This window comes from Asanoa iriomotensis (assembly GCF_016862515.1).
Taxonomy (GTDB): domain Bacteria; phylum Actinomycetota; class Actinomycetes; order Mycobacteriales; family Micromonosporaceae; genus Asanoa; species Asanoa iriomotensis.
This window is the reverse complement of sequence record NZ_BONC01000011.1, coordinates 40,003-63,832: the sequence shown is the minus strand read 5'-3', so window position 1 is coordinate 63,832 and position 23,830 is coordinate 40,003. Positions and strand designations below refer to the sequence as shown.

25 protein-coding genes are annotated in these 23,830 nt (G+C 72.3%); 19 read left to right on the top strand and 6 right to left on the bottom strand.

Features of this window, described 5'->3' with window-relative positions:
- Positions 1 to 50: 50 nt before the first annotated feature.
- Together rpsT and Air01nite_RS10450 are read left to right on the top strand one after the other, a co-directional pair.
- Complete coding sequence (gene rpsT, locus Air01nite_RS10455) at positions 51 to 317, top strand: 30S ribosomal protein S20 (RefSeq protein WP_203701794.1); 267 nt, start codon at positions 51 to 53, stop codon at positions 315 to 317.
- Positions 318 to 405: 88 nt separating this feature from the next.
- Positions 406 to 1,047, top strand: a complete 642-nt coding sequence (locus Air01nite_RS10450; RefSeq protein ID WP_203701793.1) for an MOSC domain-containing protein — start codon at positions 406 to 408, stop codon at positions 1,045 to 1,047.
- Between the two features lie 45 nt (positions 1,048 to 1,092).
- On the opposite strand, the gene Air01nite_RS10445 is transcribed toward Air01nite_RS10450, so the two are convergent.
- The 3 genes from Air01nite_RS10445 to Air01nite_RS10435 all read right to left on the bottom strand — a co-directional run bounded on the left by Air01nite_RS10445 (position 1,093) and on the right by Air01nite_RS10435 (position 4,011).
- Entirely contained in the window at positions 1,093 to 2,001 is a 909-nt protein-coding gene (locus Air01nite_RS10445) for a phytanoyl-CoA dioxygenase family protein (RefSeq protein WP_203701792.1), read from the bottom strand.
- A 305-nt stretch (positions 2,002 to 2,306) separates the two neighbouring features.
- Positions 2,307 to 3,170: a hypothetical protein gene (locus Air01nite_RS10440; RefSeq protein ID WP_373310368.1), complete on the bottom strand. Its 864-nt coding sequence runs from the start codon at positions 3,168 to 3,170 to the stop codon at positions 2,307 to 2,309.
- Between the two features lie 73 nt (positions 3,171 to 3,243).
- Positions 3,244 to 4,011: an enoyl-CoA hydratase family protein gene (locus Air01nite_RS10435; protein ID WP_203701790.1), complete on the bottom strand. Its 768-nt coding sequence runs from the start codon at positions 4,009 to 4,011 to the stop codon at positions 3,244 to 3,246.
- 18 nt (positions 4,012 to 4,029) lie between these two features.
- Here Air01nite_RS10435 and hemW point away from each other — a divergent pair, with 18 nt between their 5' ends.
- Complete coding sequence (gene hemW, locus Air01nite_RS10430; protein ID WP_203701789.1) at positions 4,030 to 5,235, top strand: radical SAM family heme chaperone HemW; 1,206 nt, start codon at positions 4,030 to 4,032, stop codon at positions 5,233 to 5,235.
- Here the strand turns inward: hemW and Air01nite_RS10425 are convergent.
- A complete protein-coding gene (locus Air01nite_RS10425) occupies positions 5,228 to 5,806 on the bottom strand; it encodes a DUF4870 domain-containing protein (RefSeq protein WP_203701788.1) in 579 nt (192 codons plus the stop codon). The two genes, hemW and Air01nite_RS10425, sit on opposite strands and share 8 nt — an antisense overlap.
- A 162-nt stretch (positions 5,807 to 5,968) precedes the next feature.
- Here Air01nite_RS10425 and hrcA point away from each other — a divergent pair, with 162 nt between their 5' ends.
- The 3 genes from hrcA to Air01nite_RS10410 all read left to right on the top strand — a co-directional run bounded on the left by hrcA (position 5,969) and on the right by Air01nite_RS10410 (position 8,951).
- Entirely contained in the window at positions 5,969 to 6,988 is a 1,020-nt protein-coding gene (gene hrcA / locus Air01nite_RS10420; protein ID WP_203701787.1) for a heat-inducible transcriptional repressor HrcA, read from the top strand.
- A 64-nt stretch (positions 6,989 to 7,052) separates the two neighbouring features.
- The gene (gene dnaJ, locus Air01nite_RS10415; RefSeq protein WP_203701872.1) at positions 7,053 to 8,189 is read left to right on the top strand and encodes a molecular chaperone DnaJ; all 1,137 of its coding nucleotides are present in this window, start codon (positions 7,053 to 7,055) and stop codon (positions 8,187 to 8,189) included.
- A 21-nt stretch (positions 8,190 to 8,210) separates the two neighbouring features.
- Entirely contained in the window at positions 8,211 to 8,951 is a 741-nt protein-coding gene (locus tag Air01nite_RS10410; protein ID WP_203701786.1) for a 16S rRNA (uracil(1498)-N(3))-methyltransferase, read from the top strand.
- Positions 8,952 to 9,123: 172 nt separating this feature from the next.
- Here the strand turns inward: Air01nite_RS10410 and Air01nite_RS10405 are convergent, their stop codons facing one another.
- Positions 9,124 to 11,574, bottom strand: coding sequence for a beta-glucosidase family protein (locus tag Air01nite_RS10405; RefSeq protein WP_239090635.1), 2,451 nt, complete (start codon positions 11,572 to 11,574; stop codon positions 9,124 to 9,126).
- Positions 11,575 to 11,617: 43 nt separating this feature from the next.
- Here Air01nite_RS10405 and Air01nite_RS10400 point away from each other — a divergent pair, with 43 nt between their 5' ends.
- From Air01nite_RS10400 to Air01nite_RS10355, 10 genes are all read left to right on the top strand, one after another.
- The gene (locus Air01nite_RS10400) at positions 11,618 to 11,965 is read left to right on the top strand and encodes a histidine triad nucleotide-binding protein (RefSeq protein ID WP_373310367.1); all 348 of its coding nucleotides are present in this window, start codon (positions 11,618 to 11,620) and stop codon (positions 11,963 to 11,965) included.
- The gene (locus tag Air01nite_RS10395; RefSeq protein WP_203701784.1) at positions 11,962 to 13,308 is read left to right on the top strand and encodes a serine hydrolase domain-containing protein; all 1,347 of its coding nucleotides are present in this window, start codon (positions 11,962 to 11,964) and stop codon (positions 13,306 to 13,308) included. The genes Air01nite_RS10400 and Air01nite_RS10395 overlap by 4 nt, the downstream gene beginning before the upstream one ends.
- A gap of 101 nt (positions 13,309 to 13,409) precedes the next feature.
- Positions 13,410 to 14,468: a PhoH family protein gene (locus Air01nite_RS10390; protein WP_203701783.1), complete on the top strand. Its 1,059-nt coding sequence runs from the start codon at positions 13,410 to 13,412 to the stop codon at positions 14,466 to 14,468.
- A gap of 21 nt (positions 14,469 to 14,489) precedes the next feature.
- The gene (gene ybeY / locus Air01nite_RS10385) at positions 14,490 to 14,957 is read left to right on the top strand and encodes an rRNA maturation RNase YbeY (protein ID WP_203701782.1); all 468 of its coding nucleotides are present in this window, start codon (positions 14,490 to 14,492) and stop codon (positions 14,955 to 14,957) included.
- Positions 14,957 to 16,309 carry a hemolysin family protein gene (locus Air01nite_RS10380; RefSeq protein WP_373310372.1) on the top strand — a complete coding sequence of 451 codons (1,353 nt, stop codon included), beginning with the start codon at positions 14,957 to 14,959 and terminating at the stop codon, positions 16,307 to 16,309. The genes ybeY and Air01nite_RS10380 overlap by 1 nt, the downstream gene beginning before the upstream one ends.
- The gene (locus tag Air01nite_RS10375; protein ID WP_203701780.1) at positions 16,302 to 16,667 is read left to right on the top strand and encodes a cytidine deaminase-like protein; all 366 of its coding nucleotides are present in this window, start codon (positions 16,302 to 16,304) and stop codon (positions 16,665 to 16,667) included. Before Air01nite_RS10380 ends, Air01nite_RS10375 begins: the two co-directional genes overlap by 8 nt.
- The gene (gene era, locus Air01nite_RS10370) at positions 16,664 to 17,542 is read left to right on the top strand and encodes a GTPase Era (protein ID WP_203701779.1); all 879 of its coding nucleotides are present in this window, start codon (positions 16,664 to 16,666) and stop codon (positions 17,540 to 17,542) included. Before Air01nite_RS10375 ends, era begins: the two co-directional genes overlap by 4 nt.
- Positions 17,543 to 17,617: 75 nt before the next feature.
- Positions 17,618 to 18,391 carry an NAD-dependent epimerase/dehydratase family protein gene (locus Air01nite_RS10365; protein WP_203701778.1) on the top strand — a complete coding sequence of 258 codons (774 nt, stop codon included), beginning with the start codon at positions 17,618 to 17,620 and terminating at the stop codon, positions 18,389 to 18,391.
- Between the two features lie 64 nt (positions 18,392 to 18,455).
- Complete coding sequence (locus Air01nite_RS10360; protein ID WP_203701777.1) at positions 18,456 to 19,631, top strand: acyltransferase family protein; 1,176 nt, start codon at positions 18,456 to 18,458, stop codon at positions 19,629 to 19,631.
- A 70-nt stretch (positions 19,632 to 19,701) separates the two neighbouring features.
- The gene (locus Air01nite_RS10355; protein WP_203701776.1) at positions 19,702 to 20,049 is read left to right on the top strand and encodes a response regulator; all 348 of its coding nucleotides are present in this window, start codon (positions 19,702 to 19,704) and stop codon (positions 20,047 to 20,049) included.
- On the opposite strand, the gene Air01nite_RS10350 is transcribed toward Air01nite_RS10355, so the two are convergent.
- Positions 20,031 to 20,672 carry a response regulator transcription factor gene (locus Air01nite_RS10350; RefSeq protein WP_203701870.1) on the bottom strand — a complete coding sequence of 214 codons (642 nt, stop codon included), beginning with the start codon at positions 20,670 to 20,672 and terminating at the stop codon, positions 20,031 to 20,033. The two genes, Air01nite_RS10355 and Air01nite_RS10350, sit on opposite strands and share 19 nt — an antisense overlap.
- An 86-nt stretch (positions 20,673 to 20,758) precedes the next feature.
- On the opposite strand from Air01nite_RS10350, the gene Air01nite_RS10345 reads away from it, so the two are divergent.
- The 3 genes from Air01nite_RS10345 to Air01nite_RS10335 all read left to right on the top strand — a co-directional run bounded on the left by Air01nite_RS10345 (position 20,759) and on the right by Air01nite_RS10335 (position 23,785).
- A complete protein-coding gene (locus Air01nite_RS10345; protein WP_203701775.1) occupies positions 20,759 to 22,090 on the top strand; it encodes a sensor histidine kinase in 1,332 nt (443 codons plus the stop codon).
- Positions 22,091 to 22,147: 57 nt separating this feature from the next.
- Positions 22,148 to 23,074, top strand: a complete 927-nt coding sequence (locus tag Air01nite_RS10340; RefSeq protein WP_203701774.1) for a PrsW family intramembrane metalloprotease — start codon at positions 22,148 to 22,150, stop codon at positions 23,072 to 23,074.
- Between the two features lie 93 nt (positions 23,075 to 23,167).
- On the top strand, positions 23,168 to 23,785 hold the full coding sequence (locus Air01nite_RS10335; RefSeq protein WP_203701773.1) for a GntR family transcriptional regulator: 618 nt from the start codon (positions 23,168 to 23,170) through the stop codon (positions 23,783 to 23,785).
- Positions 23,786 to 23,830 lie beyond the last annotated feature (45 nt).

Here is a 23,830-nt window from a genome sequence, read left to right as displayed (position 1 = left end):
GTTCGCCTGCGCCCTTTACACACCAACCAGGAGCAGGACGAGGCTGTCGCGTGGCGAACATCAAGTCCCAGATCAAGCGCAACCGGCAGAACGAGAAGCGCCGGCTGCGTAACAAGTCGGTCAAGTCGTCGCTGAAGACCGCGATCCGCAAGTTCCACGAGGCGACCGCGGCCGGCGACGCCGAGAAGGCCACCGTGCTCATGCGCGAGGCTTCGCGCAAGCTCGACAAGGCCGTCAGCAAGGGTGTCATCCACAAGAACCAGGCGGCCAACCGCAAGTCGGCCATCGCCAAGAAGCTCAGCGCGCCCGCTGCCTGAGCTGGAGCGAACCCGCCAGTTCACGATTTCGCCGAGGGTCGCACCCGCGCAACGCGCGGTGCGGCCCTCGTTGCGTAGCCTGGGCCGCATGGCAACGGGGCGCGTCATCTCGGTCAACCTCGGCACTCGCAAGATCACCGACTACGCCGACGGGCCGGGCGGGCAGACCGGCATCGACAAGCTGCCGACCACCGACCGGGTCGGCGTGAGCCCGGCCGGCGTCGACGGCGACTACATCGGCAACCGCCGCGTGCACGGCAGCCCCGACCAGGCCGTCTACGCCTACGCCGTCGAGGACGCGCACTGGTGGGCCGGTGAGCTCGACCGCGAGCTGGGAGCCGGGTCGTTCGGCGAGAACCTCACCACCGAGGGCCTCGACGTCACCAACGCCCTGATCGGTGAGCGCTGGGCCGTCGGCTCGGCCGTCGTCCAGGTGACCAAGCCCCGCACGCCGTGCATGACGTTCACCGGCTTCTGGGGCGTACCCGATCTGATCAAGCGGTTCACCGAGCACGGCGCGCCCGGCGCCTACCTGAGCGTGGTCACCCCGGGGCAGGTCGGCGCCGACGACGGGATCGAGGTCGTGCACCGCCCCGACCACGACGTCACCGTGGGAGTGCTGTTCCGCGCCTTCAACGGCGAGCCCGACCTGCTGCCCAGGCTGCTGCCGGCGGTCGACGACCTGCCCGAGCCATTGCGTGGCAAGGTTCGTCGACGGTTGAAGAAGTGAACGGCCCGGCCCCAGTAAAGGGCCGGGCCGTCAACAAAGAAAAGATCAGCGCAGCCAGGGGACGCTGCGGTCGAGCAGGCCGCGCGTCTTGAGCTCCTTGCGCAGCGGGATCTCGTCGTCGATGTAGCCGTCCCAGTTGATGCCCCAGTAGTTCGCGGTGTGGGTGCCCTCGCCGATGAGCTGGCGCTGGACCGGCGTCCGGTTCTGGTACCACTCCGAGGCCGGGTCGACGTGCAGTTCGTCGAGCGGGCGGATCCACCGGTAGGTGTAGCCGACGAACAGCATCTTGCGCGTGATGTTCGACAGGTTCGTCGAGCGCGAGTGCCACTGGCGGCGGTCGAAGATGAACGCGTCACCGGGGTTCGCGGTGATCTCGACCGTGCCCTCCGGGTCCGGGTTGTGCACCGTCAGGTCTGCCGGGCGCGGCAGCGAGTTCCACAGGTGGCTGCCCGGGATGACCTTGGTGGCGCCGCGGCCGGTCTCCGAGAGGTCCGACAGGACGTACGCCACCTTCAGCGAGAACATCGGGCGCGGCAGGTTCGGGTCCATCGTCTCCGGGTCGGAGTTCTGGCGGTACCCGTCCTGGTGCCAGCCCCAGTAGGGCTTCTCCGGCTCGGCGGCCGGCGGCGTGACGTCGAGGTGGTTGTGGTGCGTGTAGATGTTCCAGCCCGCGAGGCCCCACATGTACGGGAACGCGATCGGGTGGGTCAGCAGCTCACCGAAGAGCTCGTCCCGGTCCAGAAAGCCGAGCAGGTGCAGGGTGCCGTCCTTGGTGGTCCGACCGGCCGCCTTCTCCTCCGCGTACACCCGGTCGACGGCCTCTTCGAGGGCGGCCCGGTGGTCCTCGGTGAGGACGTTACGCAGAAGCATGAAGCCCTGCTCGTGGAACTCCTTGCGGTCGACCTCGCTGATCGGCTCGTAGCCCGTACGGCCTTCGTAGTCGAACACGTGCATTTCCTCCCCATGACGTCGCTAGGCCGTCACTTCGACCGGCGGTTCGGGCCTGGGCGGCCCCGGGATAACGCGAAATCAGAAGCGTTCTTGCGTTATCCGGCGATGCTAGAGGCCATTGCCGGGAGGGAAGCACTCCGGCCCCTCGAAGATCGGCGGCGATGAGGTGATCCGTACGATATGGAGGGGGATCACTACCGCAAGCGACACCGGATGCCCGCAAATCCGGTCAAGCTGGGCGCAAGATCATACAGAAAGTGAGATTAAACTCAGTCGGGCGCGTCGCGGACGATCAGGTGTATAGACGGTCACGCGTCGCCGAAGACCTCGGCCTGCACCCTGTCGCTGCCGGCACCGTCGACGGACGACCAGCGGCCCCCGTCGGCCGACCACTCCATCCCGGCGAACCTGACCGTCTTGACGCCGTGATCGGTCGCGTGCGAGACCAGCCAGTGCGCATAGCGCCAGCCCGCCGTCTGGTCGGCCGCCGCCACCGCGAAGCCCGCGTTCGCCGGCACCAGCTCGACCGTGCCCCAGTCGAGGTTGAGGATCTTCGTCAGCGAGGTGGCCGCCAGCGCGCCGCGGATCACCGGCTCGCCGGGCACGGTGCAGGCGACCGCTCCGGTGGCGCGGCCGAGCAGGGCCGCCGCCAACACCGCGGACTCGTCGGCCCACTTCTCGTAGGCCTCCGGGAAGGCCGACCGCTGCACCGCCTGCGCGGCGTCGGTGACCCGCATGTCCTGCCAGCCGCGCACCTTCTTGAGGCCCGCGTAGAACTTGCCCGCCGCGTAGCGGGGATCCCGGATCTGCTCGGGCGTGCCCCAGCCCTGGCTCGGCCGTTGCTGGAACAGGCCGACCGAGTCCCGGTCGCCGCCGGCCAGGTTCTCCAGCTTCGACTCCTGCAGCGCCGTCGCCAGCGCCACCACCACGCCGCGTTCCGGCATCTTCCGGCGTACGCCGATGGCGGTGATCGTGGCCGCGTTGGCCATCTGCGCTGCGTCGAGGGTGACCGGCGGGCTGTCGTCGCCGGCCCGCACGGTGCAGTCGCGGCCCGGGACGGGCAGCGTGATGTTGGGTGCCTTGAAGTCCTGCGAACTCAGCCAGACGGCGAACGCCGCGATCAGGAAGATCGCGACGATACCGACAACCATGCCCCGACCTCGCACCGACACCTCCGCGCTCCGCTTGTGGCACAGGTTACGACGCGGGTACGAAACCGGGAAACGCAAACGCAGACGTGTGGCGTTAACCCGGGATCCAGGCGGGGTCCCGCTTCTCCCGGAAGGCGGTCACGCCCTCGCGACCCTCGTCCGAGAGGAAGTAGCCGACCGAGCGGGCGCCGAGCTCGGCGGCGTCGTCGCGGACCGAGGCCAACGGTGTGCGCGCCAACAGCTCCTTGGTGCCGGCCAGCGCACCGGGCGCGCCCCGCACCAGCGCCGCGCAGTAGGACCGCACGGTCGCGTCCAGCTCCTCGACCCCGACCGCGAGCGTGACCAGCCCGATCGCGGCGGCGCGGGTGCCGTCGAACAGCTCGCCGGTCAGGTAGAGCTCCTGTGCCGCCCGGGGCGCCAGCCGGCGCAGCACGGTCGACGAGATCACCGCCGGGATCACACCGAGGCGGACCTCGGTGAACGCGAACGTCGCCTCCGCCGCGCAGATCGCGATGTCGGCTGCGGCGATCAGGCCCAGGCCGCCCGCCCGGGCCGGGCCGGCGATCCGGGCCACCACCGGCTTCGGGCAGTCGACCACGGCCGCCAGCACGTCGCCGAGCATGCCGACCGGCACCTTCCCGGAGGCGTACGCCGCGGCGGTCTCCTTGAGGTCGGCGCCCGAGCAGAACACCGGCCCGGTGTGCGAGAGCACCACCGCCCGCACCGCCGGGTCGGCGACGGCGGCGGTCAGGGCGTCGAGCAGCTCGGTCATCAGCGGCGTCGAGAGCGCGTTGCGGTTGTGCGGGCTGTCCAGGGTGAGGGTGGCCACCCCGCGGTCGGTGTCGACCCGTACGAGAGTCATGGGGCGCACACTAGACGAATGCCCGGTCCTCTTCCCGACGGCGAACCGATGCCGCCGGACGGCGCGCTGCCGGACTCCGCCCTGCGCGCGGTCGGTGCCCGCGGCTTCGGTGTCTACGTCCACGTGCCGTTCTGCTCGTCGCGGTGCGGCTACTGCGACTTCAACACGTACGCGCCCAGCGACCTGCCGGGCTGGCGCACGGAGGGCTACGCCGACACGGTGCTGGCCGAGCTCGAGCTGGCCGCCCGCACGCTGGGCACCGCACCACCCGTTGACACGGTCTTCGTCGGAGGCGGCACGCCGACCCTGCTGCCGGCCGACGACCTGGCCCGGATCCTGGCGGCGGTCGACAAGACGTGGGGCCTGGCGCCCGGCGCCGAGGTGACCACGGAGGCCAACCCGGAGACGGTGACGCCGGAGAGCCTGCGCGCGCTGCGGTCCGCCGGCTATACGCGGGTCTCGCTCGGCATGCAGTCGGTGGCGCCGGGCGTGCTGCGGGTCCTGGACCGTCGGCACTCGCCCGGTCGGGCGGCGCAGGCCGCGACCGAGGCCCGGGCGGCCGGCTTCGACCACGTCAACCTGGACCTGATCTACGGGACGCCGGGTGAGAGCCCCGACGACTTCGCGGCCTCGCTGGCCGCGGCGATCGGTGCGGGTGTCGACCACGTCAGCGCGTACGCCCTGATCGTCGAGGACGGCACCCGGCTGGCGGCGAAGATGCGGCGGGGCGAGCTGCCCTACCCCGAGGACGACGTGGCCGCCGACCGCTACCTGGCCGCGGAGGCGGCGCTGACCGCGGCGGGTTTCGACTGGTACGAGGTGTCGAACTGGGCCACCACGCCGGCGGGGCGGTGCCGGCACAACCTGCTCTACTGGAGCGGCGGCGACTGGTGGGGCGTCGGCCCCGGCGCGCACAGCCACGTCGGCGGCGTGCGCTGGTGGAACGTCAAACATCCCGCGGCGTACGCCCAGCGCCTGGCGGAGGGTGTCTCTCCGGGCGCGGGCCGCGAGGTGCTGTCACCCGACGACCAGCACACCGAGGACGTCATGCTGCGGCTGCGGTTGGCCACCGGGCTGCCGCTGGACGTGCTGGACCCGGCGGGCCGCGCCGCCGCCGAACGGGCGGCGGGCGACGGCCTGCTGGAGATCGACGACGGCGCGGCGGTGCTGACCCTGCGGGGCAGACTGCTCGCCGACGCCGTCGTGCGCGACCTACTTACTTGATCATGGTGGGGCTCATCGGGTAGCGGTAGAGCTGACCCTCGTTGGCCCTGACGGTCGCGATGATGCCGAAGATCACCTGGATCGCCACCACGATGATGCTCGGCACGAACAGCAGGCACCAGCTGATGAACGTCAGCACGAACGCGATGATCGACCAGAGCACCTGGAAGTTCAGCGCGGCGACGGCCTGCGCCCGGACGGCCGGCGACTGCTGGCCGCGGACCAGGTAGGCGACCAGCGGGCCGACGAAGCCGAGGACACCGAGGCTGATCAGCGCGCCGAGGGCACCGCCGAGGTGCGCGACCAGGGTCCAGGTCTTGTCTTCGCTCGTGGCGGGCGCGCCGCCACCGTAGTAGCCACCCTGCTGGGGCGGGTAGCCGCCACCCTGGGGCGGGTAACCACCCTGCTGGGGCGGGTAGCCACCGCCCTGGGGCGGGTAACCACCGGCGGGCGGCGGGTATGCGCCGCCACCCGAGGTGGGCGGCGGGTATGCGCCGCCACCCGAGGTGGGGGGAGGCGCGTAATTGGGATCCGGGTTGCCCTCGCCGGGCGGCCGGGGTGGCTCAGTCATGGCCACACCGTAGGGGTATCGATCAACCCGCGCCAGATGCGAGTTGTGACTCTTTCTGGACAGCGTGGCCTCCGTGAACAGCGATCATCGCTAGGTAGACCGGTGCGTCGTAGACTGGCACTCGCTACAGTCGAGTGCCAAGAAGGCGGAAAGGGGTGACGGATGGCTCTCGATGACCGCAAGCTCGACGTGCTGCGGGCGATCGTCGAGGACTATGTCGCCACCCAGGAACCGGTCGGCAGCAAGTCCCTCGTCGAGCGCCACCAACTGGGCGTTTCCCCCGCCACCGTGCGCAACGACATGGCGGTGCTCGAGGAAGAGGGCTACATCCGGCAGCCGCACACCAGCGCCGGCCGGGTGCCCACCGACCGGGGCTACCGCCTGTTCGTCGACCGCTTGTCGACCGTCAAGCCGCTGAGCCCGGCCGAGCGCCGGGCGATCGAGCGGTTCCTGGTCGGCGCCGTCGACCTCGACGACGTCGTGCACCGGACAGTCCGCCTGCTGGCCCAGCTCACCCGCCAGGTGGCGGTCGTGCAATACCCGAGCCTGGCCAGGTCGACCGTCCGCCACCTGGAGCTGGTGCCCATCTCCACCACCCGGCTGATGGTCGTCATGATCGCCAACACCGGCCGGGTCGAGCAGCGGGTGGTCGACCTGCCCGCGCCGATCGACGAGTCCCAGGTCACCACGCTGCGCCGGCTGACCAACGAGAAGCTCTGCGGCAGCAAGCTCGCCGACACGCCTCCGCTGGTGCAGGCGCTGGTCGACGAGTCGGCGCCCGAGCTGACCCCGGCCACCATCGCGCTGTCGACGGTGCTGCTGGAGACGCTGGTCGAGCGGCACGAGGAGCGGGTGGCGCTGGCCGGCACGGCCAACCTGACCCGCGGCGGCCTGCTCGACTTCCAGGGTTCGCTGCGCCCGATCCTCGAGGCGCTGGAAGAAGAGGTCATCCTGCTCAAGCTGATCGGCGAGGTGGAGCCGATCACCCGGGTCCGGATCGGCGACGAGACCGAGATCGACAACTTGCGGTCCACCTCGATCGTGAGCACCGGCTACGGCCCGGGTGTCACCATCGTCGGTGGGCTCGGTGTGCTCGGACCCACGCGGATGGACTACCCCGCCACCATCGCGACCGTGCGCGCCGTGGCACGCTACGTAGGCGAGATGCTGGCGCAGAACTGACACACCCCTAGACCTGATCACCGGCGGCCGGCACAAGCGAGACGACATGAGGACTCAGAACACAGTGGCCAGGGATTACTACGGGATTCTGGGCGTCGCCCGGGACGCCAGTGACGACGAGATCAAGCGCGCGTACCGGAAGCTGGCGCGTCAGTACCATCCGGACGTCAACCCCGATCCCGAGGCGGCCGAGAAGTTCAAGGAGATCAACGCGGCCTACGAGGTCCTCTCCGACGACCAGAAGCGGCAGATCGTCGACCTCGGCGGCGACCCGCTCGCGCCGGGCGGCGGCGGGCCGGGCGGCGGCCCCGGCGGCGCGGGCCCGTTCGTCGGCTTCCAGGACATCATGGACGCGTTCTTCGGCGCGGCCGGCGGCGGCGCGCGTGGCCCGCGCCCGCGCACCCGGCCCGGCGCCGACGCGATCCTGCGGCTCGAGCTCGACCTGCTGGAGACCGCGTTCGGCGTCGAGGCGCCGATCACCGTCGACACCGCCGTGCTCTGCACCACCTGCTCCGGCGCCGGCACGGCCGCCGGCACCCACCTGGCCACCTGCGAGACCTGCGGCGGCCGCGGCGAGGTGCAGTCGGTGCAGCGCACGTTCCTCGGCCAGGTCGTCTCGTCCCGCCCGTGCACGGTCTGCCAGGGCTACGGCACGGTCATCCCGCACCCGTGCCCGACCTGCGCCGGCGACGGCCGGGTGCGCACCCGGCGGTCGCTGACCGTGAAGATCCCGGCCGGCGTCGAGGACGGCATGCGGATCCGGCTCGCCCAGCAGGGCGAGGTCGGCCCCGGCGGCGGCACCGCCGGCGACCTCTACGTCGAGATCCACGAGCGGCCGCACGACGTCTACTCCCGCAAGGGCGACGACCTGCACTGCCGGGTGACCGTGCCGATGACGGCGGCGGCGCTCGGCACCCGGCTGACCATCAAGACCCTCGACAGCGAGGAGACGGTCGACGTCAAGCCGGGCACCCAGCCCAACTCCACGCTGCGGCTGCGCGCTCGCGGCGTGCCGCACCTGCGCGGCGCCGGCCGCGGCGACCTCTACGTGCACCTCGACGTGCGCACGCCGACCAAGCTGACCGCCGACCAGGAGCGGGTGCTCCGCGAGTTCTCCCGCTCCCGTGGCGAAGAGGTGGCCGAGCTGACCAAGCAGGGCGGCTTCTTCTCCCGGATGCGCGACGCCTTCAACGGCCACTGACGCCATGTGTCGCAAGCTCCATTGAGCCGACCCCTCTTCCTCGTCGACGCGCTGCCGTCGGGCGAGGAGTTCGTGCTCGACGGCCCGGAAGGGCGCCACGCCGCGACCGTGCAGCGGATCGGCGCCGGCGAGGAGCTGCTGCTCGCTGACGGGCGCGGCGGCACGGCCGAGGCGGTGGTCACGGCCGTCGGCAAGGGCGCGCTCACCTTGGCGGTCACATCGCGGGGGTACGAGCCGCCGCCCGACCCCCGCCTCGTCGTGGTGCAGGGCATCGCGAAGGGCGACCGGGGCGAGTTGGCCGTCCAGGCCATGACCGAGGTCGGCGTCGACGAGATCGTGCCGTGGGCGGCGGCCCGCTCGGTGGCCCGCTGGCGGGCCGAACGCGGCGACAAGGCCCGCGACCGCTGGGTCACCACCGCCCGCGAGGCGGCCAAGCAGTCCCGGCGGGCCTGGTGCCCGACCATCGCCGGGGATCCCGACGAGTCGACGCGTGCGGTGTCCGCCCGGCTGGGCGCCGCGGCGGCCGCTTTCGTGCTGCACGAGGAGGCGTCCACCGCGCTCGCCACGGCGTCACTGCCGGCGCGCGGCGAGGTGCTTTTGGTGGTCGGCCCGGAAGGCGGCATCACGCCCGAGGAACTGGCGGCGTTCGAGAATGCCGGCGCCGTCGCGGTGCGGTTGGGCCCGTCGGTGCTGCGCACGTCGACCGCCGGAGTGGCGGCGTTGGCTGTCCTCAGTGCCCGGTTGGGTCGCTGGAACACATAGCCGACGCACAGGAAAGCCATTGAACATGGTCGACGGCCGGCACCCACGGGGGAAGGCGCCGGCCGTCCCATATACGAGACCACATCACCCGGTCTTCAGCAAGTCCGCCTTCCCCGTTCGGGCGAACGTCGAACATTCGCCATTTGCCGACCAGGGCAAGATCGACCTTAGGTCACACATCGACCGTGGCCGTGATTTTCGGATCGTTGACAGAGGCCGACGCCTCGACCCGGTACGTGCCCGCGACCGTGCGCCACCCGCCGTCGTCCCAGACCTGGAATGCCCGCTCCGGCAACGGAATCCGCACGGTCACGGCGTCACCCGGCGCCGCCGTCACCGAGGCGAACCCGGCCAGCCAGCGCGCCGGCCGCACCGGCCCGTCGCCGGTGGTCGCGCCCACGTACACCTGGACGACCTCGCGTCCGGCCCGCGCGCCCGTGTTGCGGACGGTGACCACGGCGGCGCCGTTCTCGACGGTCAGCGACTCGTACGCCCAGGTGGTGTAACCAAGCCCGTGGCCGAACGGGAAGAGCGGCTCGCGGTCTCGTCGTTCGAGACCGGCAGTTGGCCCGGCGGTCCAGCCCCGGTAGCCGATCAGCACGTCCTCGGCGTACGTCAGCGTCCCGTCGGTCGGCGTCGTCGACAGCACCGGCAGGTCGGCGGTGGCCCTCGGCCAGGTGGTCGGCAGCCGCCCGCCCGGTTCGGCCAGCCCGAGCAGCACGTCGGCCAGCGCCGCGCCGGCCTCCTGACCCGGGAACCAGGTCAGCAGCACCGCGGCCACGTCGTCGACCCAGGGCATCAGCACCGGCGAGCCGGCGTTGACCACGACCACGGTGCGCGGGTTGGCGGCCGCGACCCGGGCGACCAGCTCGTCCTGCCGGCCGGGCAGGCCCAGCGTCGTGCGGTCGAAGCCCTCGGACTCGACCTCCTCGGTGGTGCCGACGACCACGACCGCGACGTCGGCCTCGGCCGCCACCTGGGCCGCCTCGTCGAGCAGCGTCCCGGCGTCGGCGACCGGCCGGCCGTGGCCGAGCGTCAGCGTCACGAAGCCGTGCCGGCCCGGGTAGATCCGGTGCGTCAGCACGACGTCGACCGGCTTGCCGGCGACCGCCTCCACCGGGACGCGGTGCTCGACCGGGGTGAGGAACGCGGTGGTCACGGGGTCGTCGCCGGGCGCGTAGACCTGGTCCTCGAACACCGTCTCACCGCCGACCCGCAGCACCAGGCCGCCGAAGCCGTTGGCGGCCAGCAGGTGCGTGCCGGTGACCGACGGCGTGAATGTCGCCGAGATCTCGACGGTCGCGGCGGTCGCCGGGTCGACGCTCTCCGGCAGGTCGCCCATCCAGCGCACGTCCGCGGCGTCGATCGTTGACTCGTAGAGCGCGTCGCCGGCCGCGTCGCGCAGGGTCGTGGTGATCGGCGTCCACTCCAGACCGGTGGCCGCGGCCAACTCCGGGCGGGGGTCGGCGCCGACCGCGTAGACGACCTCGGCATCGGGCAGCGCGGCGGTCAGGCCGGCCAGCGGCGACACGATGTGCCGCGGCAGCACCCGGGCCGAGCCGCCACCCAGGATCCGGGCGTCGTCGGCGAGCGCGCCGAGGACGGCGACCTTCCGCACCGCGCCGGCGTCGAGGGGCAGCGCGCCGTTCTCGTTGCGGGCCAGCACGAACGAGCGGGTGGCGATCTCCCGGGCCGCGGCGTCGACGTCGAGGCCGCCGGCGAAGGAGGAGGCCGGCACCGCGGGCGGCACCTGGGACCAGGCGCCGACGCGACCCGCGAGCAGCAGGATCCGCCGCACCTTGTCGTCGATCTGCTCCTCGGAGACGTCGCCGGCGCGGACGGCGGCGAGCAGCTTGTCGCCCCACGGTGCGGCGAACGCCGGCATGGCCACGTCCAGGCCGCCGGTCGCGGTGGCCACCGTGGTGCGGGCCGCGGTCCAGTCGGAGACCACCGCGCCGTCGAAACCCCACTCGCCCTTGAGCAGCCCGTTGACCAGCTCGTCGTGCTCGGTCATCGTCGAGCCGTTGACGCCGTTGTACGCGGCCATCACGCTCCACACCCCGGCGGCGACGATCCGCTCGAACGGCACCAGGTAGAGCTCGCGCAGCGCCCGCTGCGAGACCCGCACGTCGACCGTGAACCGGTCGGTCTCGGAGTCGTTGGCGACGAAGTGCTTGACCTGCGCGCCGACGCCCTGCTCCTGCAGGCCCGTCACGTACCCGATGCCGATCTCGGCGGTCAGCAGCGGGTCCTCCGAGTAGCACTCGAAGTGCCGGCCGCCCAGCGGGCTGCGGTGCAGGTTGACGGTCGGCGCGAGCAGGATGTGGATGCCCCGCGACCGGCACTCCTGGCCGAGCACCCGGCCGGCGAGCCGCGACACCTCCGGGTCCCAGGTCGCGGCCAGCGCGGTCGGGCTGGGCAGCGCGACCGAGGGGTTATCGGGCGACCACACCACGCCGCGGACGCCGATCGGGCCGTCCGACATGGTCAGGGCGGCCAGCCCGATCTCCGGGACCGCCGGCAGCCGCCAGTAGTCCTGACCTGTGAGAAGTCGGACCTTGGTGTCAAGGTCGAGGGTCGCGAGAGCGCTCTCTATCGCGGCCCGGTGCGCTGTCTGCTCCACGCGGGTCATCATGCCTTATTGGTCGCTAACTACGATCGCCCTCGTGACCGACTGCCTGTTCTGCCGGATCGTCGCCGGGGAGCTGCCCGCGACCGTGGTCCGCGAGACCGACACCACGCTGGCCTTCCGCGACATCAACCCCAAGGCCGAGGTGCACGTGCTCGTGGTGACGAAGGAGCACTACGTCGACATCGCCACCCTCGCCACTGCCGACCGGGAGCTGACCAGCGACCTGATGGAAACCGTGGCGGTGGTCGCCGAGAGCGAGGGCCTGCTGGCCGACGGCTTCCGGACGATCTTCAACACCGGCTTGTACGGCGGCCAGGAGGTCGACCACGTCCACGCGCACGTGCTCGGCGGCGAGCCCGTCGGCCCGATGGTCTGCAAGTGAAGGCGCTCGACCGGCTGGTCCGGGAGACACAGGCCCAGGCCCGCATCCCGGCGCTGTCCGCCGCCGTGCACCGCGCCGACCGTCCGCTGTGGACCCACTCGGTCGGCGCCGCGCCCGACGCGGCCTTCCGCATCGGCTCGGTCACGAAGACGTTCACCGCGGTGCTGGTCATGCGGGCCCGCGACGCCGGCCTGCTAGACCTCGACGACCCGATCGGCCGGCACCTCGACGTGTCCGCGCACGGCGAGTTGACCGTCCGCCGGCTGCTCTCGCACACCAGCGGCATCCAGCGCGAGCCCTACGGCGACGTCTGGGACACCCTGGTCGCGCCGGACGCCGTCACGCTCGTCGCCGACCTCGAGCGGGTCGAGCGGGTGCTGCCGCCGGCCCGCCGGTTCCACTACTCCAACCTGGGCGTCGCCCTGCTCGGCCTGGCGGTCGGCCGGCTGCGCGGCGGCACCTGGGGCGAGGTGCTCGCCGCCGAGGTGCTCGGCCCGCTGGGCCTGACCGGCACCTCGGTCGCCCGGCCCGAGAACGCGACGACCGGCTACCTGGTCGACGCGTACTCCGACGCCGCCCGCCCCGAGCCGCCGCTGGACTTCGGTGCGGTCGGCCCGGCCGCCCAGCTCTGGAGCACGGCCGCCGACATGGCCAAGTGGGCGGCGTTCCTCGCCGACCCGGCCGCCGTCGACCCGGCCGGCGCCGTGCTGGCGCCCGCCACGCTCGACGAGATGCGCTGGCCGGCCACCACCACCGACCAGGGGCTCTGGGCGGTCGGCTTCGGCCTCGGGCTGATCCTCGTGCCGCGCGGCGACCGGGTGGTGCACGTGGGGCACGACGGCGCGATGCCCGGCTTCCTGGCCGGCGTCTACGGGCGACCGCGGGCGCTGACCGGCCAGCCCGGCCCGGCCGGGTTCGGTGCCGCGGTGCTGGGCGCCTCGGGCACCGCGCTGGAGACCGTGGACCTGCCGCACAAGCTGCTCGACGCGGCCGCCGAGCAGGATCCGGCCGAGATCGAGCCCTGGACGCCGGGGGAGCCGGCGCCGGAGGCCTACCGGTCGGTGCTGGGGCGCTGGTGGAGCGAGGGCTTCGAGCAGGTGTTCAGTTGGCACGACGGGGCGCTGCGGTCCCGGGGCGCCGCCGACCCGGCGGGCCGGCCGCCGGCCGTGTTCCGCCCATCAACCGACAATCCGGACATTCTGCGTACCGTATCCGGTCGTGAGGTTGGCGAGTTGCTCCGGTTGACGCGTGCCGCCGACGGGCGGGTCGTGCGGATGCACTGGGCCACCTACCGGCTCACCCGGGACCAGCAGACGTTCGAGGGGCACTCCTTCACCGCATGAGCCGGAAATGGGCGCGGTGAGCACGACGTTCAACCGATACGATTGACTCCTACGTCCGCACGAGATGAGAGCAGGTGGCGCAGGGCCCGCGGGTCCGACTTATGACCGGCACTCCACCCCCCGGCCAGCCCCGGGTGCAGACCAAGATCACGGTCCCTGACCCGCAGATCATGGTCAACCTCCTCGGCGCGGGAGACGAGATCCTGCGACTCGTCGAACGCTCGGTCGCCAGCGACGTCCACGTGCGCGGCAACGAGATCACCATCACCGGCGCCCCTGCGGAGAACGCGCAGGCCGAGCGCCTCTTCACGGAGCTTCTCGAGCTGATCCAGAAGGGCGAGACGCTGACCACCGACGCGGTCCGGCGCACCGTCGGGATGCTCGAGCAGGGCACCGTCGAGCGCCCGGCGGAGGTGCTCACCCTCAACATCCTGTCCCGGCGCGGGCGCACCATCCGCCCCAAGACGCTCGGCCAGAAGCGCTACGTCGACGCGATCGACGAGAACACCGTCGTCTTCGGCATCGGCCCCGCCGGCACCGGCAAGACCTACCTGGCCATGGCCAAGGCCGTCCAGGCACTCCAGGCCAAGCAGGTCAACCGGATCATCCTGACCCGGCCGGCGGTCGAGGCGGGTGAGCGGCTCGGCTTCCTGCCCGGCACGCTCTACGAGAAGATCGACCCCTACCTGCGGCCGCTCTACGACGCGCTGCACGACATGCTCGACCCGGAGTCGATCCCGAAGCTGATGGCGGCGGGCACGATCGAGGTCGCACCGCTGGCCTACATGCGCGGCCGCACGCTCAACGACGCGTTCATCATCCTCGACGAGGCCCAGAACACGACGCCCGAGCAGATGAAGATGTTCCTGACCCGGCTCGGGTTCGGTTCCAAGGTGGTCGTCACCGGCGACATCACCCAGGTCGACCTGCCCGGCGGCTCGACCAGTGGCCTGCGCCTGGTCCGTGAGATCCTCGACGGGCTCGACGACATCCACTTCGCGACGCTGAGCAGCAGCGACGTGGTGCGCCACCGACTCGTCGGCGAGATCGTCGACGCCTATGGCAAGTGGGACGCCGAGCGTGAGGCGCTGCAGGCCCAGGGCGTGCACGCGGTGCCCGGCCGGGGCGCGGCCGCCCAGCGCGGCAGCCGGCGCCGATAGCTTTTTCCGAAAGAGGCAGTGTTGTCCATCGAGATCGCCAACGAGTCGGGCGTCGCCGTCGACACCGACGAGGTGCTCGCCGTCGCCCGCCACGCCCTCGACGAGATGGGTGTCAACCCGCTCGCCGAGCTGTCCGTGCTGCTCGTCGACGTCGACTACATGACCGAGCTCAACCACCGCTGGATGGGCGGTGACGGCCCCACCGACGTGCTCGCCTTCCCCATGGACGAGGGCAGCGTCGACCACGGTCCCGGTGAGATCACCGGCAGCGAGCCGGCTCTGCTCGGCGACATCGTGCTGTGCCCCGAGGTGGCCGCCAAGCAGGCGGTCACCGCCGGCCACACCGCCGCCGACGAGCTGCACCTGCTCACCGTGCACGGGGTCCTCCACCTGCTCGGCTACGACCACGCGGAGCCGGACGAGGAGCGGGAGATGTTCGAGCTGCAGTCGCGGCTCCTGACCGGCTGGCGGGCGGCGCGAACCCGGTGATCCACTTAGCCGCCGACGCCGCCGCGATCCAACCGGGGTTGCCCGACATCCAGCTCCTCCTGATCGCCGCGGGGCTCGTCGTTCTCGGCGGGTTCTTCGCGATGACCGACGCCGCCCTCGGCGCGGTGTCACCGGCCCGCGCCGGTGAGCTGGCCCGCGAGGGCGTCCGCGGGGCCCGCACGCTGCAGATCGTCGCCTCCGACGCGGTCCGGCACATCAACCTGCTGCTGCTCCTGCGGCTGATCTGCGAGCTGACCGCCACGACCCTGGCCGCGCTGGTCGCCGTCGACACCTGGGGTGCCGGCTGGCGGGCGGCGCTGGTCACGGCCAGTGCGATGACGGTCGTCAGCTTCGTCGTGGTCGGCGTCGCGCCGCGGACGATAGGCCGGCAGAACGCCTACGCGGTCGGCCGCGCCACCGCGCCGCTCGTGCGCTGGCTGGGCCGGGCGCTCAACCCGCTCGCCTCGCTGCTGATCCTGATCGGCAACGCGGTGACACCCGGGCGCGGCTTCCGCGAAGGCCCGTTCGCCACCCAGGTCGAGCTGCGCGAGCTGGTCGACCTGGCCGAGCAGCGTGGCGTCGTGGAGAGCGGCGAGCGCCAGATGATCCACTCGGTGTTCGAGCTCGGTGACACGATCGCCCGCGAGGTGATGGTGCCGCGCACCGACATGGTCTGGATCGAGGGCGGGAAGAACGGGCGCCAGGCGCTGGCGCTGTTCCTGCGCTCCGGCTTCTCACGGATACCGGTGATCGGCGAGAACGTCGACGACGTGCTCGGCATCCTCTATCTCAAGGACGTGATCCGGCGCAGCGAGGGCGACCTGGACCGGGAGCCCGACGTGCCGGTTTCCGAGATCATGCGGGACGCCACGTTCGTCCCCGAGTCCAAGCCCGTCGACGACCTGCTCTCCGAGATGCAGGCCGCGCGCACCCACCTGGTCATCGTCGTCGACGAGTACGGCGGCACCGCCGGCCTCGTCACGATCGAGGACATCCTGGAGGAGATCGTCGGCGAGATCACGGATGAGTACGACAACGAGCGCCCGCCGATCGAGCACCTCGCGGACGGCGCGGTCCGGGTCGCGGCGCGCGTGCCGGTCGAGGACCTGAGCGAGCTGTTCGACGTCGACCTGCCCACCGACGAGGTGGAGACGGTCGGCGGCCTGCTGGCCCAGGCGCTCGGCCGCGTGCCGATCCCGGGAGCCGAGGCCACCGTCGACGGCCTGCACATGGTCGCGGAGGGCGTGGTCGGCCGCCGCAACCGGATCGACACGGTGCTGGTCCGCCGGGCCTCACACGACAACGACGACAACAACGAAGACAGTGACGAGAGGCAACCAGCGGATGTTTGAGTCGCCCCAGCTCGGGCCGCCCGCCGAGCTCGACGCCGAGGACACCAAGCTGGTGACCCTGGCGCGCGCCGCCCGGGCCCGCGCCGCCGCCGTGGAGGGTGCCGCGGTGCGCGACCAGGACGGCCGCACGTACGCCGCGGCGACCGTGGCCCTGCCCTCGCTGACGATGACCGCGCTCCAGCTCGCCGTCGCCTCGGCGGCCGCCGCCGGTGCCACGAAGATCGAGGCGGCCGCGGTGGTCACCGAGGCCAGCACCCTCGACGGGCCCGGCCACGCCGTGGTCCGCGACCTCTCCGCCGACGCGCCGATCCACCTGGCCGCGCCGGACGGCAAGGTCCTGGGCACGGTCACGGCATGAGCTTCCACGCTGGTTTCGCCTGTTTCGTCGGGCGCCCCAACGCCGGCAAGTCCACGCTGACCAACGCGATCGTCGGGCAGAAGATCGCGATCACGTCCAGCAAGCCACAGACCACCCGCCACGTGATCCGGGCGGTGCTGCACCGCGACGACTCGCAGCTCGTGCTGGTCGACACCCCCGGGCTGCACCGGCCGCGGACGCTGCTCGGCGAGCGCCTCAACGACCTGGTCCGGACGACCTGGAGCGAGGTCGACGTGATCGGCCTGTGCATCCCCGCCAACGAGCCGGTCGGCCGCGGCGACCGGTTCATCACCGGCGAGCTGAGCGAGCTCAAGGCCACCGTGCTGGCCGTCGTCACCAAGACCGACCTGGTCGACAAGGCGACGCTGGCGCGTCAGCTCGCGGCCGTCGGCGAGCTGGCCGACTTCGCCGCCGTGGTCCCGGTCAGCGCGCAGACCGGCGCACAGGTCGACACCCTGGTCGACGTGGTGACCGGCTTCCTGCCAGAGTCGCCGCGGCTCTACCCCGACGACATGATCACCGACGAGCCCGAGCAGGTGCTGATCGCGGAACTGGTCCGCGAGGCGGCCCTGGAGGGCGTCCGCGACGAACTGCCCCACTCGATCGCCGTCGTGGTCGAGGAGATGTTCGACGAGGGCGACCTGACCAAGATCTACGCCGACGTGTACGTCGAGCGCCAGAGTCAGAAGGCCATCGTGATCGGCGCACGGGCGAGCCGGCTCAAGGAGATCGGCACCCGCTCCCGCCAGGAGATCGAGGCGCTGCTGGGCCGCCGGGTCTACCTCGACCTGCACGTCCGCGTCGCCAAGGAGTGGCAGCGCGACCCGCGGCAGCTCCGCAAGCTGGGTTTCTGACCCAGCACTCGCACAGGATCCGTCCATCTGGCGGCATTAGACTGTCCGGGCCATGATCTTTTGGAGGGACGACCGATGCCGCGGGTGCTGATCACCGGGGGCGCCGGTCGGATCGGCAGCCTCCTCACTGAGCGTCTCTCCATTGACTACGAGGTGCGTTCGTTCGACGTGGCGGCGCAGGAGCCGCGGGACGGTGTCGAGACCGTGCGCGGCGTGATCGGTGACCTGGACGCCATGGTCGCCGCCTGCGCCGGCGTCGACGCGGTCATCCACCTCGCCGGCATACCGAGCGAGGCGCTCTGGGAAGACCTCCTGCGGGTCAACCTCGACGGCACGCGGACCGTGCTGGAGGCGGCGCGGCTGGCGCGCGTACCCAAGGTGATCCTGGCTTCGTCGATCCACGCGGCCGGCTTCCGGACGCGGACCGCGACCGCGCTGCCGGCGGAGTCCGCGCCCCGACCCGACACCTTCTACGGCTGGACCAAGGGCGCGATCGAGTCCCTCGGCAGTCTCTACAGCGACCGCTTCGCGATGACGGTGTTCGCGGTGCGGATCGGCGCGTTCCAGGCGACGCCGCTGTCCGAAGTGGACGTCCCGATCTGGCTGTCGCCCGACGACTGCGTGCGCCTCTTCCGCGCGCTCGTCGACACCCCGGTCACCGGCTTTCGCGTCGTGTGGGGTGTGAGCGCGAACTCCGCGGGCTGGCTCGCGCTCGACCGCGACGTCGGTTACACGCCCGCGGACGACTCCGCCACCGTCGCCCACCTGGCCGCGCCCAGCGACGCGGCCGCGCACGCGCACCTCGGTGGGGTGTTCGGCGCGCTGCCGCTGGGCAAGCCCCACTGGTGATGTGGAGTTGCTCACGGGTGGTCGAGGTTTGAAGGTGAAAGGCACCGGGGTACGGCTTGGCGCGATGCGGAACCGTTACATAGACCTCCTGCGCGGCGTCGCGATCGCGCGTGTCGTCGTCTACCACACGTCAGGGTGGACGCTGCTCTCGTTCCTGCCCGCGATGTCCGTGATGTTCGCGCTCGGCGGCTCGCTGATGGCGTCCTCACTGGACCGTTCCGGCGTGCGCGCGGTGGGTCGCCGGCTGCGCCGCCTGCTGCCGTCGCTGTGGCTGGTGTCCGCGGTGTTCGTGCCCGCGATGTGGCTGACCGGGCTCGACGCGCACTGGAAGTTTCTGCTGTGGGTGGTGCCGCTGGCCGACCCGCCGGCCAACCACTGGGGCGCGCTGGCGCTGAGCACGATCTGGTACCTGCGCGACTACCTCTGGTTCGTGCTCGCCTCCCCGCTCGCGCTGTGGCTGTTCCGCCGCGCTCCCGTGCCGATGCTCGTCGCGCCGTACCTCCTGCTGGTGGTCTTCGAGCTCGGCCTGCTCTCCGGCCCGCCGGTGCTGCGCGACTTCGGCCTCTACTTCGGTGCCTGGATGCTCGGCTTCGCCCACCACGACGGCCTGCTGCGGCGCTGGTCGCGCACGGTCCTCGCGATCGCCGCCGCGGTGCTCTGCGCCACCGGACTGGCCTGGATCCTGACGCATCCCGGTTTCCGCGGGTACGACCTCAACGACATCCCGCTCGGCAACGCGCTGTGGTCGGCGGGCCTGATCCTCGTCGCGCTCGGTTTCATGCCGTCCCGCGCCGAGTGGATCACCCGCTGGGGCTGGTTCGACCGGGCGGTCACGGTGCTCAACTCGCGCGCGCTGACGATCTACCTCTGGCACATGCCGATCGTGATCCTGGTGGCCTGGGCCACGGCGCCGTTCGGCTACGAGGGCCTGCAGGTGGACCGGGTCGCGGTCCGGCTGGTCTTCGTGGTCCTCCTGGTCACGGCCGCGGTGGCGGCGTTCGGCTGGGTCGAGGACCTGTCCGCCCGGCGCCCCGCGACGCTGCTGCCCGGCGCCCGCCGCCGTCGGCCGCTGCCGATCCCGGTCTCGCCGGCACCCGCCGCCGTGGAAGCCGGATCCGCCGAGCGGCCCACGCTGCTCTGGCGCTGGGACCGGGCCGGCGCGCCGGCCCAGCTTGAGGAGCGCCGCCACGACGCGGTGGTCTCCCGCTGGACCGCCGGCGCCCCCGGCCCGCGGATCTAGCTGTCGCTCGCGGCGAAGATGCCGGCTAGCCGGGATGCCCGCGGGCGGTCCCGCGCGTCATGGTGGTCCGGTGAGGTGTCTCATCGTCGACGACAGCGAGCGGTTCGTCCGGTCGGCCCGCCGGCTGCTGGAGCGTGAGGGCGCGACCGTGGTCGCGACCGTCGCCACCGGTGCCGACGCGCTCGCCGCGGCCGCCGCGACCCCGGTCGACGTCTCGCTGGTCGACGTGCAGCTCGGCGGGGAGAGCGGGGTCGGCGTCGCGGACGCGCTGGCCCGACGCGGGCTCGGGGGGACCATCCTGCTGATCTCGACGCTGGCCGCCGACGACGTGGCCGACCTGCTCGCCGGCTCCGCGGCGGTCGGTTTCGTCGCCAAGTCCGACTTGTCGGTCGCGGCGATTCAGCGCGCCTCGAGGTAGCGCACCACGGCCAGCACCCGGCGGTGGTCGCCCTCGGTCTCGGGCAGCTCCAGCTTGGCGAGGATGCTGCGGACGTGCTTCTCGACGGTCCCCTCGGCCAGCCACAGCTGCTGCGCGATGCCGGCGTTGGAGCGCCCCTCGGCCATCAACGCCAGCACCTCCCGCTCGCGCGGGCTCAGCGGCGCCAGCGGGTCGACCCGGCGGCGGGCGTTGACCAGCTCGCGGACCAGGTCGGGGTCGACGACCGAGCCGCCGGCCGCGACCCGCTGCACCGCCTCGACGAAGCTCGCGACGTCGGTCACCCGGTTCTTCAGCAGGTAGCCGACGCCGCCCTCGGCGCTGAGCAGCTGCAGCGCGTGCTCGACGGCCACGTGCGCGGAGAGCACCAGCACGCCGGTGCCCGGGTGCCGGGACCGGATGGTCTCGGCCGCGGTCAGGCCGGCGGTGCGGTCGGGCGGCATGCGCACGTCGAGGATGGCGATGTCGGGCGCGGTCCGCCCGACCAGCGCGACCGCGGTGTCGGCGTCGCCGGCCTTGCCGACGACCTCGATGCCCGCCTGCTCCAGGAGCCCGGCCAGCCCTTCGCGCAGCAGCACGTCGTCGTCGGCGAGCACCGCCCGGATCGTCATGACCGCCCCTGTCGTCGGACCGCGTGCGGGCGGCACCATGGTACTGCCGCAGATCATGACCGGGTGGAAGGAGCGGGCGCGTGCGGATCGGTCTGCTCGGGCGGGTGCTCTTCGGCGCCGGCGTGCCCACGGCCGTCGCCGCGGCGGCCTTCGGGATCATGCTCGGCTCGATCGGCGCCGTCCGCGAGGCGCAGGGCCGGGTCGCCACCTCGCAGGAGGCGGTGATCGCGGCCGAGGGGCTGTCGCGAGCCGTCGGCGACGTGGCGCTGGCCCAGCGCGGGCGGCTGCTCGGTGTCGCCGACAGCGCGTCCGCGGAGCTCGCCGCCGCCGACCGGGTGCGGGCGCAGGCCTCGGCACTCGCCGAGCTCGACCTGCGGGGAGCGGGGGAGCAGAGCCGGGTCGCCGACCTGACCGCCGCCTCCGACGCGTACCTGCGCCGGTCGCAGCGCGGCGCGGACCCGGCGGCCGTGCTGCTCGCCGCCGTCGACGACCGGCTCGACGCGTTCCTCGCGCAGGAACGGACGGTCGCCGCCGAGCAGGAGCGGGCGGCCTCGGCCGCGACCACCCGCGCGGTCACCGCCGCCGGCATCGGACTCGCCGCGTCGCTGGTCGCGGTCGTGCTGGTCGGCATCTACCTGACCCGGACGGTGTCGCTGCCGATCCGCCGCGCCGGTGCGGTGGCCCGCCGCTTCGCCGGTGGCGACCTCGACGCCCGGCTGGCCACGACCGGCGTGGGGGAGGTCGGCGACCTGGAGCGCGCCCTCAACGCGATGGCGGCGCGGCTGGCGTCGGCCCGCGAGGAGCTGACCGCGTCCCGCGCCCGGATCGTGGCCGCCGACTTCCGCGTCCGCCGGTCGATCGAGCGCGACCTGCACGACGGCCTGCAGCAGCGGTTGGTCGCGCTGGCGCTGGACCTGCGCGCGCTGCGCGCCGAGGCACCCGAGTCGTTGCGCGACGAGGTCGACGAGATCGCCTCGGGGCTCGTGTCGGCGACCGAGGAGCTGCGCGACTTCGTGCACGGGATCCAGCCGGCCGCGCTCACCGACAGCGGCCTGGGCGCGGCGCTGCGCACGCTGGCCCGCCGCGCCGCGCTGCCGGTCGAGGTGCGGGTGGACCTCGCGGACCGGTTGCCGGCCGACGTGGAGTCGGCCGCCTACTACGTGGTCTCCGAGGCCCTGACCAACGCGACCAAGCACGCGCGGGCGTCCTATGTGGAGGTCGTTGCGGCGGAGTCGGGCGGCGCGCTGGAGCTGGTGGTCCGCGACGACGGTGTGGGCGGCGCGGACCGGTCGGCGGGCACGGGTCTGGTCGGCCTGGCCGACCGCGTCGAGGCCCTCGGCGGTCGACTGACCGTGGCCAGCCCGGCGGGCGAAGGCACGACGCTGACCGCGAAGATACCCGCTAGCCGGTAGCGCGGATGGCGGCTGGCCGCGAAGCGCCGACCCCGTCGCCGGCGGGACGCTACAGCCATGACGACGCAGACGTTCCCGTACACCATCACCTATCCGCGGGCCAGGACCCGCCGCCACCTGCCGACGTGGTCCCGCATCGTGCTCGGCGGCGGCGCACTCTGGCTGGCCACTGTGGTCATCACGTTCGTCACCGGCAACGCGAACCTGGTGCCGACCATCATCCTCGTCGGCGCGTTCCTGGTCCCGGTCGCGTTCGTGGCCTGGGCCTTCGACCACGCCGACGGCATCCTGACCCCGCCGAAGATCTTCACCGCCTTCCTGTACGGAGGCGTGCTGGGCGTACTCGGCGCCTCGGTCCTGGAGGCGGCGTTGGTGCACAACACCTCCGCGGGTGGCTTCGTCGGCGTCGGTCTCATCGAGGAGGGCGTCAAGCTCGTGGTGCTGTGGCTGATGGCCCGCGGCCTGGGCCGCTGGACGATGCGTGACGGCCTGGTGCTCGGCGCCACGGTCGGGTTCGGCTTCGCCGCTTTCGAGAGCGCCGGGTACGCGTTCCAGGCGCTGTTCAACGGCCAGAACGGCCTGTCGCTGCTCGGCGTCGTCGAGACGGAACTGCTGCGCGGGATCCTGACCCCGTTCGGCCACGGGCTGTGGACGGCGATCGCGGGTGCGGCGCTGTTCGCCGTGGCCGGCCGCCGGGGCCGCGCGACGCTGTGGGCCCGGCCGGTGGCCCTGGCCTTCGTGGCCGTCGCCGCGCTGCACGCCCTCTGGGACGCCAGTGGCCTGGCCGCCGCCTGGCTCACCCTGCACCTGACCGGCACGCCGCAGCAGTGGGCGCAGGCGCGCGAGGGCCTCGCGGTCGCCGCCACCCCGGCCCAGCTCCACCTCGACGCCGTGTTGAACTTCGCCCTGCCGGCCCTCGACGCGCTGGTCGGGCTGGTCCTGGTGGTCGCCCTGGCCCTGCGGGTCCGGGCCCGCGAACGGTGATCCGTTCGTGCCGCGAATGCGCACCGTTGCCGGGGCAGCGGTGCGCGTCGCCGTATTGTCGAGACAGCCGTCAGTTTCCGAGGAGAGCCCGCCATGGCGTCGCCGGTCGTCCAATCGCTGCCTCGCCAGATCCGCGAGTACATCGTCGAGGGGATCGTCAACGGCCGCTGGAAGCCGGGGGAGCGGATCGTCGAACGGCGGATCGCGGCGGAGCTCAACGTCAGCCAGACGCCGATCCGGGAGGCGTTGCGCGAGCTGGAAGTGCTGCGGCTGATCGAGTCCGCGCCCAACAAGGGCGTCCGGGTCCGCAACCTCACCGCGGCCGATCTCGAGGAGATCTATCCCGTGCGGGCGGCGCTGGAGCAGCTCGCTGCCTCGCTCGCCGCGCCCCGGCTCGACGTCGCCGTCCTGGAGCCTTCGGTCGCCGCTCTCCGCGCGGCGGACCGCAGCGGTGATGCCGAGGCGCAGGTGCGGCACACGGTGGAGTTCCATCGGCTGCTGGTGCGCGCGTCCGGCAACACGGTGCTCGCGCACGCCTGGGAGTCGCTGGGCATCGAGGTGTGGACGAACCTGTCGATCCGGTGGTTGGGGACCCGTCAGCAGTCGTACGCGGAGGAGCACGAGGCCATCGTCGAGGCCTTTCGGCGGCGGGATCCGCGGATCGGTGAGCTGGTCAAGGAGCACGTGCTCGGCTGCGCGCCGCAGCTCTGAACGCTGGTCGTACCCCCGCGTGCCTTGTTTGGTTTGGCTTTTGAT